Source organism: Salipaludibacillus neizhouensis (assembly GCF_002886185.1).
Classification (GTDB): Bacteria; Bacillota; Bacilli; order Bacillales; family Salisediminibacteriaceae; genus Salipaludibacillus; species Salipaludibacillus neizhouensis.
Window position 1 is genome coordinate 2,653,875 of the sequence record NZ_KZ614146.1, and the last position, 13,641, is coordinate 2,667,515.

General features: G+C 38.8%; 14 protein-coding genes. All 14 read right to left on the reverse strand.

Translation table 11 applies throughout. The features are described from left to right. Positions 1-20: 20 nt before the first annotated feature. The 14 genes from CEF18_RS12600 to CEF18_RS12660 all read right to left on the reverse strand — a co-directional run bounded on the left by CEF18_RS12600 (position 21) and on the right by CEF18_RS12660 (position 13,595). Positions 21-239 (reverse strand): DUF2905 domain-containing protein, encoded by a 219-nt coding sequence (locus CEF18_RS12600; protein WP_110936805.1) that lies wholly within the window; start codon positions 237-239, stop codon positions 21-23. Next, positions 236-1,237: a Holliday junction branch migration DNA helicase RuvB gene (ruvB, locus tag CEF18_RS12605; protein WP_110936806.1), complete on the reverse strand. Its 1,002-nt coding sequence runs from the start codon at positions 1,235-1,237 to the stop codon at positions 236-238. The genes CEF18_RS12600 and ruvB overlap by 4 nt, the downstream gene beginning before the upstream one ends. A gap of 39 nt (positions 1,238-1,276) precedes the next feature. Beyond that, complete coding sequence (gene ruvA / locus CEF18_RS12610) at positions 1,277-1,897, reverse strand: Holliday junction branch migration protein RuvA (RefSeq protein ID WP_110936807.1); 621 nt, start codon at positions 1,895-1,897, stop codon at positions 1,277-1,279. 196 nt (positions 1,898-2,093) lie between these two features. After that, the gene (locus tag CEF18_RS12615) at positions 2,094-2,618 is read right to left on the reverse strand and encodes an intercompartmental signaling factor BofC (RefSeq protein WP_110936808.1); all 525 of its coding nucleotides are present in this window, start codon (positions 2,616-2,618) and stop codon (positions 2,094-2,096) included. Between the two features lie 266 nt (positions 2,619-2,884). Beyond that, the gene (locus tag CEF18_RS12620; protein ID WP_259457879.1) at positions 2,885-3,973 is read right to left on the reverse strand and encodes an L-lactate permease; all 1,089 of its coding nucleotides are present in this window, start codon (positions 3,971-3,973) and stop codon (positions 2,885-2,887) included. Between the two features lie 26 nt (positions 3,974-3,999). Then, complete coding sequence (locus tag CEF18_RS26855; protein WP_259457878.1) at positions 4,000-4,533, reverse strand: L-lactate permease; 534 nt, start codon at positions 4,531-4,533, stop codon at positions 4,000-4,002. 199 nt (positions 4,534-4,732) lie between these two features. After that, positions 4,733-5,467: a YebC/PmpR family DNA-binding transcriptional regulator gene (locus tag CEF18_RS12625; protein WP_110937684.1), complete on the reverse strand. Its 735-nt coding sequence runs from the start codon at positions 5,465-5,467 to the stop codon at positions 4,733-4,735. A 321-nt stretch (positions 5,468-5,788) separates the two neighbouring features. Next, complete coding sequence (locus CEF18_RS12630; protein ID WP_110936809.1) at positions 5,789-6,895, reverse strand: YhcN/YlaJ family sporulation lipoprotein; 1,107 nt, start codon at positions 6,893-6,895, stop codon at positions 5,789-5,791. A gap of 119 nt (positions 6,896-7,014) precedes the next feature. Further along, a complete protein-coding gene (gene safA / locus CEF18_RS12635; protein WP_110936810.1) occupies positions 7,015-8,433 on the reverse strand; it encodes a SafA/ExsA family spore coat assembly protein in 1,419 nt (472 codons plus the stop codon). A gap of 214 nt (positions 8,434-8,647) precedes the next feature. Beyond that, positions 8,648-9,550, reverse strand: a complete 903-nt coding sequence (gene pheA / locus CEF18_RS12640; protein WP_110937685.1) for a prephenate dehydratase — start codon at positions 9,548-9,550, stop codon at positions 8,648-8,650. Positions 9,551-9,565: 15 nt separating this feature from the next. Further along, complete coding sequence (locus tag CEF18_RS12645) at positions 9,566-10,015, reverse strand: ACT domain-containing protein (RefSeq protein WP_110936811.1); 450 nt, start codon at positions 10,013-10,015, stop codon at positions 9,566-9,568. A gap of 334 nt (positions 10,016-10,349) precedes the next feature. Further along, on the reverse strand, positions 10,350-11,633 hold the full coding sequence (gene obgE, locus CEF18_RS12650) for a GTPase ObgE (protein WP_110936812.1): 1,284 nt from the start codon (positions 11,631-11,633) through the stop codon (positions 10,350-10,352). A gap of 12 nt (positions 11,634-11,645) precedes the next feature. Next, complete coding sequence (locus CEF18_RS12655; RefSeq protein ID WP_110936813.1) at positions 11,646-11,876, reverse strand: hypothetical protein; 231 nt, start codon at positions 11,874-11,876, stop codon at positions 11,646-11,648. Positions 11,877-12,320: 444 nt separating this feature from the next. Next, entirely contained in the window at positions 12,321-13,595 is a 1,275-nt protein-coding gene (locus tag CEF18_RS12660; RefSeq protein WP_110934896.1) for an IS110 family RNA-guided transposase, read from the reverse strand. Positions 13,596-13,641: the final 46 nt, after the last annotated feature.

Here is a 13,641-nt window from a genome sequence, read left to right on the forward strand (position 1 = left end):
ATAGTTCGTTCCTTTCTCTGTTAACGAAGCCTTCCAATAACATATAGAATCAAAGAGGCAACTATGCTGATAACAATAGATGTTACAATAGGAAAATAAAACGTGGAGTTTTTTCCTCGAATAATAATATCTCCAGGTAGTTTTCCCAGAGATAAATATTTTCCTCCCAGCTGCCAAATGATTCCTACGATAATAAGAATGATCCCTAATGAAATAAGCATTTTTGGTAGTTGACTCATGTTTTCGGCACCTCTATATTAAGATGTTCATAAACAAGCGGGGTAACCATTCTCCCCCTTGGAGTTCTTTGTAAAAAACCAATTTGCATTAAATAAGGTTCATAGACATCTTCAATGGTATGAGACTCTTCCCCTATTGTAGCCGCAATCGTATCAATCCCAACCGGACCGCCTCGAAATTTTTCAATAATATTCAGCAATAATTTATGATCAATGTGATCCAATCCTAAATCGTCTACTTGAAGTAATTGTAAGGCAGTAGATGTAATTTCTTGATTTATTGTACCATCACCTCGTACTTGGGCAAAATCACGAATTCTTCTTAATATTCTGTTTGCTATCCTTGGTGTACCTCTTGAACGTCTGGAAACTTCCTCAGCCGCAGATGTTTCCAACGTGACATCCATCACGACCGCTGTTCGCTCAACAATTTCTTGTAACTCATCATGCGTGTAATACTCTAGACGGCTTACTACTCCAAATCTATCTCTTAATGGGGCTGAAAGCATCCCGGCTCTAGTCGTAGCACCAACTAGTGTAAACGGCGGCAGATCAACTCTCACCGATCTTGCAGATGGTCCTTTCCCGATAACAATATCGAGAAAGTAGTCTTCCATAGCTGGATAAAGCACTTCTTCCACGGAACGATTTAATCTGTGAATTTCATCTATAAATAATACATCCCCTGGCTCCAGTGACGTTAAGACCGCCGCGAGATCCCCTGGCCTTTCAATTGCTGGTCCGGAAGTTGTTCGGAGATTCACGCCCATTTCATTCGCAATAATCATGGATAAAGTAGTTTTACCTAAGCCTGGAGGTCCATATAACAGTACGTGGTCCAGACATTCCTGTCTCATTTTAGCCGCTTCAATAAACACGGTCAAATTTTCTTTTACTGTCTTTTGACCAATATATTGAGAAAGAGTCTGAGGTCTTAAACTATGCTCTTCAGAATCCTCATGACCTTGTGACTCTCCACTGACAATACGTTCTTCCATTTTATCTTCCCCCGATATATTATCTTATTTAAAAGATTATTATCGCTTCAACATTTCTTTTAAAGCTAACTTGATATACTGATCAGTGGACATCGTCTCACTGGCTAACTGTGGGTAAACTTTTTTAATTTCCCGGTCTACATAACCAAGTGCTTTCAATGCTTCCATCGCTTCTTCCAGCTCTTGATTACCTGATCGCTGCTTCGGTACCGAATGCTCTGAATGCGGTTGTGTCAAATCAAGCGTCAAGGTTGGCATCAGTTCTTCTAGCTTCCCTTTTAAGTCCAAAATGATTTGACGCGCTGTTTTTTTACCTACGCCGGGGAATTTAATCAGAAACGCTTCCTCTTCATTTTCAATCGCTTCCACAACTAATTGTGGCTGTTCCGCCGCAACTATTGCCAATGCCCCTTTTGGACCTATCCCTGAAACCGAGAGAAGCTTTTCGAATAACCTTCTTTCTTCCCGGTGAAAAAAACCGTAAAGTCGAATCGCGTCTTCACGCACGTGTTGATATGTATACACCGTTACGGTTTCATTTATCGATTCTTCATAACGGTAAGGATTTCCACAATAAACTAAGTATCCAACATCTCTCACATCAATCACAATTGCTTCCCGTTCTATATTTATAATTTTCCCTTTTAAGCATTCTATCAAAGTTCTTCCTCCACTCGCTTACTGTAATTAATCTATACGAACACATATTTCTATTTTAGCACAGAAAAACGATCTATACGTTGGTAAGATGATGGAGTTGAAAGAAAAACTAAACTGCATAACAGTCTCTTGAAAAAACTTAGAGATGAAACATAGAAAAGCCGCCACAATCGTGGCAGCTTTCCATTTTACCGCATTAAAGTTCCATAGAGTACTCTTCATATTTCTTAAGTACTTGAATATAGTCCTCTTTGGAGGATACTGGAATACCTTCCAATAAAGACTCATAAAGCTGACTCTTTAATTTCTCTGTGTTTATTTGAAAGAATGATTGGATCACATCACTTCCATCTGGCTTTCCATGATAAATACTTAATGTTCCGTCTTCAGCAAGGCCAAAATAGCCATGCATCTTTAATAAAGGAGAAATATCATCTACATCTTGTCTGAAAATGATTTCTGACTGATTTTGATCTACAAGTTGCCATTCACTGTATCTGGACCAAAAATCCTCCATTGACCAAATGGTTTCCTCCAATTTTTCTTCGCTCATTTCCCCGTCTAAGTAAACTCTTTGTAACGTAACATCGACGTTATGAGGTTCCCCGGAAGTCAGAGATTCCTTTGCTATAACAGAGAGATTCGCTCCAAAACTAAAGAATAAAGGAAGACTTAACATAAGAAATACCATGATTATTCTTGAAACTTTTAAAGCTCGCATTTAGCCGCCCCCTACTTTAAATCATGTTTTAGAATTACGACATATATGCATAGCATTAACTACTCATATTCAAATAATACATCTAAACTTATAATCAACTAAGAAAAACGCGTAGCCTCTTTTGTTTAAAATGCTTTCTTAACCTTTGATTTTTTGAAAAGATCGAAGAAGCGAAGGACTACCTTTTAAATTTCTTCCAGTACTTATATAAAAACGATCAAAAATACTAGAAAATTAGACAATTCACGACTAGAAAACACCATATATTACCCAATTAAAAAAGCGTAAATTAGTCCTAAGGCTCCAGAGAAAAAGACATAATACAGCATTGGGTAGAAAGTGAGGCGAATAATTTCTCCTTCTTTGCCAAGAAGACCAACTACGGATGCTGCGGCTACTACATTTAAAACACAAATCATATTCCCTGCATTAGAACCTAATATTTGAAGAGCAATAATCAACGTAGGATCGATTGCTATTTGATCTGCGACACTGAATTGAAACAATGTAAACATCATATTGCTAAATGTAGCACTACCAGAAATAAAACTGCCTAGCGAACCGATAAGTGGCGAAAAAAATGGCCAGCTATTTCCCAGTGTTGCTGATGCTGCGTTGGCAAGTTCCATTGGCATACTCAGTAAACCTGCTCCATTCACTCCCGAATTTATGAAGATTCTAACCATAGGAACAGCTGTAAATAATGTTACTGCAGTTCCTACGATCGCTCGACTAGAGACACCCATTGCGTGTCCTAGTTGAGAAGCTTTCATTCCATGAACGAAGAAAGTTATCAATACAACAACAATAAAAACAGCTCCAGGTAAGTATAATGGCTCTAAAGATGCACTTATCTCTGTTCCTAGTATATTACTCCAGCCTAGCGTGAAACTCTGCAGCAAGCTTTTAAAAGGAAGAACCTCCAAACGAGTAAGTACAAGTATTACACCTACAGTAATATACGGTACCCAAGCTAAAATAAGAGGTAACTTTTTTCGGGGGATTACATCTTCCTCCAATAAACTTCCAATCCAATTAGATTCCCAGTTCTTTTTAGCAGGAAAATCCCATTTCTTCTCTGGAAGAAGAGATCCCTTTTTTGCTGCTGGAACTACAATTAAAAGACCGAACAAACCACCAAAAATGGCTGGAAATTCTGGACCTAAGAAAGCAGGAACGGTGAATGCAAGCCCTGAAAATATTGCGAATTTCCATATTTCCAGTCCTTCTTTGAACGAACGATTTTCTCCAAAGACTTTCGTTAAAATCATTACTAACAAAAGAGGCATAAAAGTACCCACAAAGATATCAATTTGCATCACCTGTAGTGATACGTCTTGAAGAAATTGATCCATACCAATTTCGTTAATATAAGGTGCTGTTACCGAAGTATTCCTGTCCCTTGTTGTAACCCTTGATCCACACCAACTATAATAGGTGTCCCTACTGCTCCAAAAGAAACTGGACTACTGTCTGCAATTAAAGCTAGAACTACTGCAGCAAGAGGAGGGAAACCTAGCGCTACCAGTAGCGGTGCTCCAATTGCTGCGGGTGTTCCAAACCCAGCCGCGCCTTCAATAAAAGCTCCAAAAAGCCAAGCAATGATAATTAATTGAACACGTCTGTCAGGACTAATTCTCATAAAACTGGTACGAATCGTATCAATTGCGCCACTCAGCTTTAAGGTATTCAGCAATAATATTGCCCCGAATACGATATATAAAATCGAAATACCAATAATAACACCTTCAAATACCGAAGCTGTTAATTGAACAATTGGAACCTTCCAATAAATGTAGGCTACCAACGCCGTTGCGACAAGACTTATTGACATTGCTTTAACTGCCGGCAAACGCATGATAATCAAAAATACGATGACTGTTAATACAGGAGTAAGCGATATAAGTATATCCATTAAGAAATCCCCTTCGGTAACAAGTTACAAAACATTCATACATTCTTTTCGTTTCGTACACTCTCAAATCAATGACATTATTGATCCCTTTTTTGAAACTCGTCGGAGCAACTTTTTGGTATTACGCAGGCTAATTCCATTTCAAGATGGAATCAAAACTAATATCTATAATATCCATTATTAATGGTTAAAATATTTATCACTGTGATATTATTTCAAGATTATGGTATACCTCTTGAACGTCATCACTGTCTTCAAGTGCTTCTATCATATTTATAACTTCTTCACTATTCTCTTCCTCTAAAGGTATATAAGTATCTGGAAGCATGGTAATTTCCGCAACCTCAACTTTCAAAGAAAGGGCTTGTGTCAACTTGCTTTTTACTGCATCTAACAGCTCGGCGCTAGTAGTTATTTCGACTATTTCATCTTTTACAACGACATCTTCCGCTCCCGCTTCTATAGCCTCAAGCATAATTGACTCCCCATCTATTCCTTCGATATTTTCAAGAATGAGTACGCCTTTTCGCTGAAACATAAATGCGACGCAACCTGTCTCTCCCAGGTTTCCATTATTTTTATTAAATGCCAGCCTGACTTCAGCTGCTGACCTGTTTTTGTTATCAGTCAGTACCTTAACATAAACCGCTACACCATGCGGGGCATAACCTTCATAAATGATTTCCTCATAGGTCACTCCTTCAAGATTACCCGTAGCTTTTTTAATTGTTCTGTCTATATTTTCATTTGGCATATTTGCTTGTCTTGCTTTATCTAATGCCAAACTAAGATTTGCATTTGTTTGAACGTCCTCTCCACCGTCTCGTACAGCTTGAAAAATCTCCTTTGAAATTTTAGTGAAGATTTTCCCTTTTTTGGCGTCTTGACGTCCCTTACGATGCTTAATATTACTCCATTTAGAATGTCCTGCCACATTAATTCCCTCCATTAACTTGATGCTTTTACTATAGCATAATACAATTGCCTTTTTAAGAAAAATGGAATAAATTTGGTCTATGAATCCGTTTAAAAATAACATCTTTTAAAAAAACTTCCTTCATAAGCTACGTTGCTATTTCAGAGCGTTCTGACAGAGGAAATGACACGTTCTGTTGCGGGAGAATAAAGGCGTTACTGCGGCAAAGATTTGTACATAGTGATTTCAAGCCTAATGTTTCTATAAACCCTAATTTAAATCAAAAAGGGTACTGAAAATTAATCTTTTTCAGTACCCTTTACATATATAATTTAACTTTTATCTAGTCTGTTCAAAGGGGCGTTGAATAGCATTGCCTAAATCATCCAACATTGCATTAAAAGTTTCTCCAACTTCTTCAAATGCTTCTCCACCTCTTAACCGACCCTCCATTTGATGAATTTCTTGTGCGCCCGCTTCGTCCGTTACTACGTGAATTTGTTTATCTTCAACCATATCACTTACAGCCGAGCGAACCTGTGATTCCGTATTACCTTTGTTTCCTTTGTTTCCTTTGTTTCCTTTGTTTCCTTTGTTTCCTTTGTTTCCATTATTACCATTGGTATTTGTCCCTCTAATACCAACAACCACTTCGTCGTCACTGATAATAACGTCTGCATCTTGAACTCCATCTATTTGATCTACTCGTTCTTCAATCTGTCTAGCTGTTCTGCCTTCTTCGGTAGCATAATAATTCTGGTTATTAGGTGTACGGTTGGCAATGGCACCTCCGGCTCCAGTACCATTTCGTCCAGCTCGACCAGCATCCATTCCATCTGCTCCAGCCCCGCCAGCTCCATCGACACCACCGGCTCCTACTCCGCCGGTTGATCCCCCAGCAGCTCCTCCGGTCATTCCTCCGGCTCCACCACTGGTTGCAGGTCCGTCCGCTCCATACGGGCTAGCCCCTCCAGCACCTGTTCTGCCAGTTACACCACCGGTTCCACCATAGTTACGTCGGCCTATTCCTTGATTTAAACCACGATAATCATTTGATTGGTCATTTGCTCTCATACGCCCATTCAGTAAACCATTGTCATCTACCATGCCTGGACGGTCATCTCCGACAATTCCTCTGGAAAATCCACCATTACGAGCTGTTTGACCTTCAGTTATATTGTACTGTTCCCCTTGCCTACCTTGACCTTGATGACCTCTTTCACCTAACTGACCTTGCTCCTGCTGACCAGCAGCACCATATCTTTCTCTAGTCCCAGCTAAACCTCTTTGGTCCTGTCCATGACCGGCACCCCCGGAACCTGTTCCAACTCTGTTTCCTTGCAGTCCATAGGCTTCACCACCTTGGGCTCCATCTTCGGTATCTCCACACCCTGTTCCTGCCATTAATATTGAAGCAGCTGTAATACACGTTATTAACTTTTTCATTCATCCTCCTCCTTTCACCAATTAGGGTGAGCCGATTTGGATAAGATCATCCTGTAAGTTCTAGGAAATTAAATTAATAAGTACGACAACTGCTTAGTATATAAAAATGGTACCTTCTGTTAATTACTTCCTTTTGCTAAAGAGGTCCCAGGTCCATAAAAGGGTCCCGGATTATTTAGTTTACGCTCATTATTTTTCCGTGGTGTTTTCCCCTCTTTAAAAGCCGAAAGGTCACCATAACTAATATCTTTAGCTTTATTCTCCGATTCTTTCGTGTCTTTTTCTCTGGTATAGTGTTGATTAGCAAGATCAGGCTCCACTCCATAATCATATGGATGCTGTGGTGCATTCTGCATACTCAATAACCCATTATTTACTTGATTATTCGTTGTTTGGCCACTTGCATGATTGTACTGCTCAGAAAGATTATGGTGTTGTTTCGATTGCTGCGGGAGATACTCCATCCCCATTATTTGATTATTTGACCGCTGGGGTGGCATTTGCTCCATTCCCATTAATTGATTATTCGGTTGCTCGGATGGCAGATGCTGCATCCCCATCATCTGATTATTCTGCTGCTCGGGTGGCATTTGCTGCATCCCCATCATCTGATTATTCGGTTGCTGTGGAAGATGTTGCATCCCCATCACTTGATTATTCGGTTGCTGGGGCAAATATTGCATTCCCATTACTTGGTTATTTGCTTGTTGCGGTACATGCTGCATTCCCATTAATTGATTATTCGGCTGCTGATACATTGCTTCCATTTGATGAGGCGGATGTGCCATATAAGAATTATATTGTTGTTGTGGCATGCTGCTACCGCAATCTTGGCAAAGATATGCAGGTGGTATACATCCTTCCATCACTGGTCCCATTTGGTAACCTTTATGCATAGGTTGCTGCATCATTGGCTTTGCTTGCTTCTTCATTGTCGGTTGAAGTGTTGCCTTTACCGGTTTAACCTGAGGTATCTTTATTTTAGCCTCTAGTGGTTTTGTTTTAGTAATTTCATTAGACGGTACAAATTTATTTTCTTTGGCGATTGGTTTAGGTTTCACCGGCATAGTAGGTGATACTTTAGCCTTTGCTTTTGCTTTTTCTTTTGGCTTCGGTGTTGGCGGAGGTGCAGAAATTGGTTTATAAGCGTGTTTATTATAAACGTTCACATTCATGTTCGTTTTGTTTATTTCATAAGATGGTTGCTTTTGTACTGGTGCTGGCTTCGGTTTTGCTGGTGCAGGTTTAGGTGGCATTGGTTTTTTAACTTCTTTTTTAACTTCTTTTTTAATTTCTTCTTTCTTCGGTTTTGGTTGTTCTTTCACAGGCGGCTTATTTGCAACTGGTGCCTCTTTAGCAATTATTTTATTGTTTGCTGTCGGAGCTTTGTTATTCGGGATGTTTATTTTCATCCCTGGCATAATTAGATCAGGATTTGCTAATTGTTTATTTGCTGACTTAACACTCTCAAAGGGTACACCGTACTTTTTGGATATATTCCAAAGCGTATCCCCTTTTTGAGTAATATGAATTTTCATTTATTATCCCTCCAATACGATATCACTCTATCCTATGCACAATTGGGCGATTGGTCACTGCTTAATCTAAAAAGACAAACTCACTTTCAATATATATGCACTACTTACTTAAAAATGCCACAGCCTACTTTAAAGGAAACCTAATATATATATAATATAAATAAAAAAACTGTGAGGAGGGCTTTAACCCTTCTCACAGTTTTTTTAGAATCTTTTACGTTGATTTAGTTTCAACAACTTTTTCTCCAATATTTTGAAGCTCTTCCCAAGAAAAACAAGGATAACTACCTAACACTTGTACTCCACAGCCTAGTGCTTCTAATTCTTCACAAACTGATGGTATTAGAACGTTATCTCTTTTCATAGCAACATCAATGATAAAAAAATAATTTCCCAATCCCGTTTTGGTAGGGCGGGATTCTATTTTTGTCAAATTCATTTTCCTCCAAGAGAACGCAGAAAGAACTTGATGTAAAGCACCAGAAAAATCAGAAGGAAGTGAGATCATCATAGAGGTTTTATATGTTGTTTCTTCAGAAATCAACTTATTGCTAAATGGCTTATCTCCCTTTGTTAATAGCAAGAAACGTGTGCGATTATTTTCATAATCATTTATTTTTCGTTGGGCAATTTTCAGACCATAGGCATCTGCAGCTATGTTATTAGCAATTGCAGCTGCACTTTCATCTGGATTTTCTTGAATATATTTAGCTGCTGCTGCGGTTGAATTCACATAGGAAATTTCCGCCTCAGGTAAATATTTGCGCAAAAATTGGTGACACTGCGCAATTGCTTGGGGATGGGAATATACTTTTTTAACTTCATCCCAAGAAGTTAAATTTTGATTACTTACCAACAAATGTTGTTCTATTGGTGCAACAATTTCAGCAGCCATATTCATTCGTTGATGATGAATGAAGTAGTCTAGCGTAATATTAACTGATCCCTCAATAGCATTCTCCATTGGAACCATCGCGTGGTCTACTTTCCCCTCACTAACTGCATCCATCGTATCTGGAATAGAACGAAATGGCACTCGCTCGTTGCTAGGTACTAAAGCTTTGGCGGCTGCCTCTGTAAAAGAACCCTTAGGTCCTAAAAATCCGACTTTCTCCATCATACTTTCACTCCCTTATGCACCTGAACCTATGAGTTCTACCCTTACTACTGATTCAAGAGTTTCAATTTTTTTTAAAAGAACCGTGACATCTGCGTGCATTGCAGCAGTTTCAATTGTCATAGTAATCGTTGCTCTCCCTTGTAAAGGAATTGTTTGGTTAATTGTAAGTACGTTTGCACCTGTTGCAGCCACTAAAGACAGAAGCTTACTTAGTGCCCCGGATTGATCTTCTAAATGGATGGAGAGGGTAATAATTTTTTCCTTTATCATTGTATGGAAAGGGAAAATACCATCCTTGTATTTATAAAAGGCACTTCTGCTCAAATCCACTTGTTGTACGACTTCATTAATTTTATATGATTTACCACTTTCTAGCAGCTTTTTAGCTTCTACTGTTTTCAGCATTGCTTCTGGCAGCATGTCTTCCCTCACCAAGTAAAATTGGTCTGTACGCTTGCGCAAATCCCTCACCACCTAAAATATGAAACCTATTTCATCATTATAATGGTCGTCTCCGTAGTTGACAATACTATTTCTATTGATGAAATTAATTAAACGTAATTAATAATTATATGTATAAATACCATTCACTTAAATTTCATCATAAGAAAAACGCGTAGCAATTTTAATTAACGACAGCTTGATCTCTAGACAACATCCATTAAGGGGTTCCCTTGATACTGGCGTTAAGAGAACTGTCAACATACCCTTTCCTATCTATTAAAAAAAGTCGAAGGAGAAAAAGCAAACTCACGCTTGCTTCATAAATCTCTTCGACTCCTCATCGTACATTTATTTACTCAATAAACTCGAATTCATGATCCAAGATTCGAACGATATCTCCGTCCTTGGCTCCTAAATCACGTAATCCTTGGTCAATACCCATATGGCGCATTTTTCTAGCAAATCTCTGGACAGAATCATGACGATTAAAATCAGTCATTTTAAATATGACTTCGATTTCGTGCCCTTCGATCGTAAATCCGCCATCATGATCTTTTGTAAGATTAAATGGAGCATCTTGTTGGGTATATTTATAAACAACACGTTGTTCCAATTCTTCTTCTTCATAAAGAGGAAATTCTGGTGTTGATTCCACTTTGTCTACAATACTCATTAGCAAACCGGACAGCCCTTGTTTGGTAGCTGCAGAAATCGAATGAATCTCAACGTCCTCACCAACCTGCTCTCTAAACAACTCCAAATTGTCCTCAGCACCAGGTAAATCCATCTTATTTGCCACGACAATTTGGGGTCTTTCTGTAAGCCTTAGATTGTACTCACTAAGTTCTAAATTTATCGTTTTATAGTCTTCAAAAGGATCTCGTCCTTCTATTCCACTCATATCAATAACGTGAACAATTACTCTTGTTCTTTCTATATGCCGTAAAAATTGGTGACCAAGACCTACTCCAGAATGAGCACCTTCAATTAGGCCAGGCAAATCCGCCATAACAAAACTACGGTGGTCTTCTGTCTCTACTACGCCTAGATTAGGAACTAAAGTAGTAAAATGGTAATCCCCGATTTTAGGTCGGGCTGCTGAAACGATAGAAAGAAGCGTTGATTTCCCTACACTTGGAAAACCCACTAAACCAGCATCCGCTAATACTTTTAATTCCAGCACCAAATCCTTCTCTTGCCCAGGTGCACCATTTTCAGCAATCTCTGGTGCAGGGTTAGATGGTGTTGCGAACCGAGAATTACCTCTGCCTCCGCGTCCAGCCCGTACAATAATTGCTCGTTGCTCATGTTCCGTTAAATCTGCCACTATCTTACCTGTTTTTTCATCTGTGACTGTTGTACCAGGTGGAACTCGAACTACCATAGGATCCATACTTTTCCCATGCTGGTTTTTAGGTCTGCCGTTTTCTCCACGATTAGCCTTGAAATGACGCTGATAGCGAAAGTCCATTAATGTACGTAATCCCTCATCCACTTCAAAAACAACATCAGCACCTTTACCACCGTCGCCACCGGCTGGACCACCATCAGGTATAAATTTTTCTCGACGATATGCAACTGTACCGTTACCACCGTCACCCGCTTTTACAAATATCTTTACTTTATCTACAAACATATCCTTCACCTCTTATCTGATACTAGAACCATTCTCACTCGTATGGTGAGACCGTTTCCTTACTATGCCTTCTGGAAAAAAATTAACATAGCACTCAGATTCATTCCATTCTATTTGTTCAATATTGTGTTCAAATTCCTTCTCAATCCGTCTAACTCTTTTTTCCATATCCTTAGTAAATGTTAAAGTCCCTTGAAAGTCAACTTCAATTGTTTTAGATTCAATATCACTGATCATAATCATCGCATGATGATCTTCACCATATACTCCCTCAGTTAGATTCTATTTACTCACAAATGCTCGCTTATTCGCAGGATTTCAGACCACTTCTAAGAACAATGACGGATGAATGGAATGAGTTTTGATAATAAAGGCTACATGAAGGCATGCGGGAATAGAGGAGTCAATAGTAGCTCCATTTATTTCCATAATATACTGCACGCATCTCCACGCCGCCCCTGGAGGCTATCCCTCCCATGTCTCAACGGGTCATTTGCCCTTTCATTCCTTCGTCATGCCTATCCAAGGGGTGGAGGCCGGTTTTGCTGCGCAAACGGGTCAGTGCCCTTAGGTACAACGGTATCCAGTACTCCGCGCTTTCTCTGTAATCCTACGAATAAGCCAACATTCAAGAATTATTAAACTACTTTTAATTACTTTAAAGCCTTACTTAGTTTACGATTAGAATTAAGCTGCTATAGGTGCTAATGGTTGTACTTTCTGAGAACAATATGATTCATGATTTTTAGATATTGCCACCAATATTCTTGCTAATTTCCCCACGAGTTTCATGATAGATTTCATTTTTTTCATCTTTTTGACTTTAACATTATTAAAATGAATCTGCTTGAAATCAGAGTTATTGCTCACAAGGCTTAATGTCGTTAAAAATAAAAATCGCCTTAGTCGAGATCTCCCACGTTTTGAAACGACAATTTGTCCTTTCCATTTACCCGAGCTTGCTTCTGCCAGATGTAGTCCCGCATGTCGTAATAGAGAATTACCATGCGCGAAGCCACTTAAATCACCAGCTTCTCCTAAAATACCCGCCAATGAAATTTCACTAATTCCTTCAATGGCAATTATTTTTTTAGCGAAAGTAATTTGATCAAGTACGGAAGTGACTTCTTTTTCTACTCTTTCGAGTTGGACTTTTGCTAAATCGAATTCTTCAAGTAAATGTTCTAAATGAAGCTTATAGGCTTCGTGTGCTTGTTTACTGCCTACAGAATTTTTTGCTAAGTCAATTAACGATTGTGCTTTTTTAAGTCCTGCGTGACGTTTCATCACTGTTTTCCAACCTTTCACTATATCCTGTGCTTTCATGGAACATAGTTCTGAAGGTGTAGGAAATAACCGAAGTGTTGCGATTGCCCCTTTTCCTTTTACATCTTTAAATACTTCTCGAAGTTCAGGGAAGACAATATCTACCCAACGATTTATTTGGTTAATAGAACTGGTGAGGCGTTTAACGATTACATCTCGGTTAGCCATTAGCACTCGAAGCTTTTCAAAAGCTTCAGAAGTGGGCCGGATAAAGGAGTAATACCCATTCTTGATCATATCTGCAATCACAAGGGCATCTTTTTTATCGCTTTTAGATTGGGTATTATCACGATTTTCTTTATTTCTTTTCACATGGTGAGGATTAACGGTTACTACATCAATATCTTGATCATATAACCATTTAGATAGGTTCAACCAGTAATGTCCGGTAGGTTCCATCCCAACTATTTCAGTATTTAATCCTTTTGAAAGTTTTAAATGACAAATCCATTCCATTAATCTAGCGAAACCTTTCTCGTTATTTTCAAAAGTGAGAGGATCACCGACGACAATACCACGGAAATTTACAGCTCGTGCAACATGTACATGCTGTGCTATATCCACACCAACAACAAGATGTTTATCAGAAATTCTTTCAATTAGTTGATTTTGTTTGTCTTGCATTTTAAACTTCATATAAGAGCTCCTCCTTAGATTTGAGTTTTAGTTTGGTATCTATACT

Coding starts and splice junctions, on each gene's coding strand:
- CEF18_RS26855 (WP_259457878.1), bottom strand. CDS start 4,533: ATGGATATACTTATATCGCTTACTCCTGTATTAACAGTCATCGTATTT.
- CEF18_RS12655 (WP_110936813.1), bottom strand. CDS start 11,876: ATGATTATGATCAGTGATATTGAATCTAAAACAATTGAAGTTGACTTT.
- CEF18_RS12615 (WP_110936808.1), bottom strand. CDS start 2,618: ATGCGAGCTTTAAAAGTTTCAAGAATAATCATGGTATTTCTTATGTTA.
- ruvB (WP_110936806.1), bottom strand. CDS start 1,237: ATGGAAGAACGTATTGTCAGTGGAGAGTCACAAGGTCATGAGGATTCT.
- obgE (WP_110936812.1), bottom strand. CDS start 11,633: ATGTTTGTAGATAAAGTAAAGATATTTGTAAAAGCGGGTGACGGTGGT.
- safA (WP_110936810.1), bottom strand. CDS start 8,433: ATGAAAATTCATATTACTCAAAAAGGGGATACGCTTTGGAATATATCC.
- CEF18_RS12660 (WP_110934896.1), bottom strand. CDS start 13,595: ATGAAGTTTAAAATGCAAGACAAACAAAATCAACTAATTGAAAGAATT.
- pheA (WP_110937685.1), bottom strand. CDS start 9,550: ATGGAGAAAGTCGGATTTTTAGGACCTAAGGGTTCTTTTACAGAGGCA.
- CEF18_RS12620 (WP_259457879.1), bottom strand. CDS start 3,973: ATGGATCAATTTCTTCAAGACGTATCACTACAGGTGATGCAAATTGAT.
- CEF18_RS12600 (WP_110936805.1), bottom strand. CDS start 239: ATGAGTCAACTACCAAAAATGCTTATTTCATTAGGGATCATTCTTATT.
- CEF18_RS12630 (WP_110936809.1), bottom strand. CDS start 6,895: ATGAAAAAGTTAATAACGTGTATTACAGCTGCTTCAATATTAATGGCA.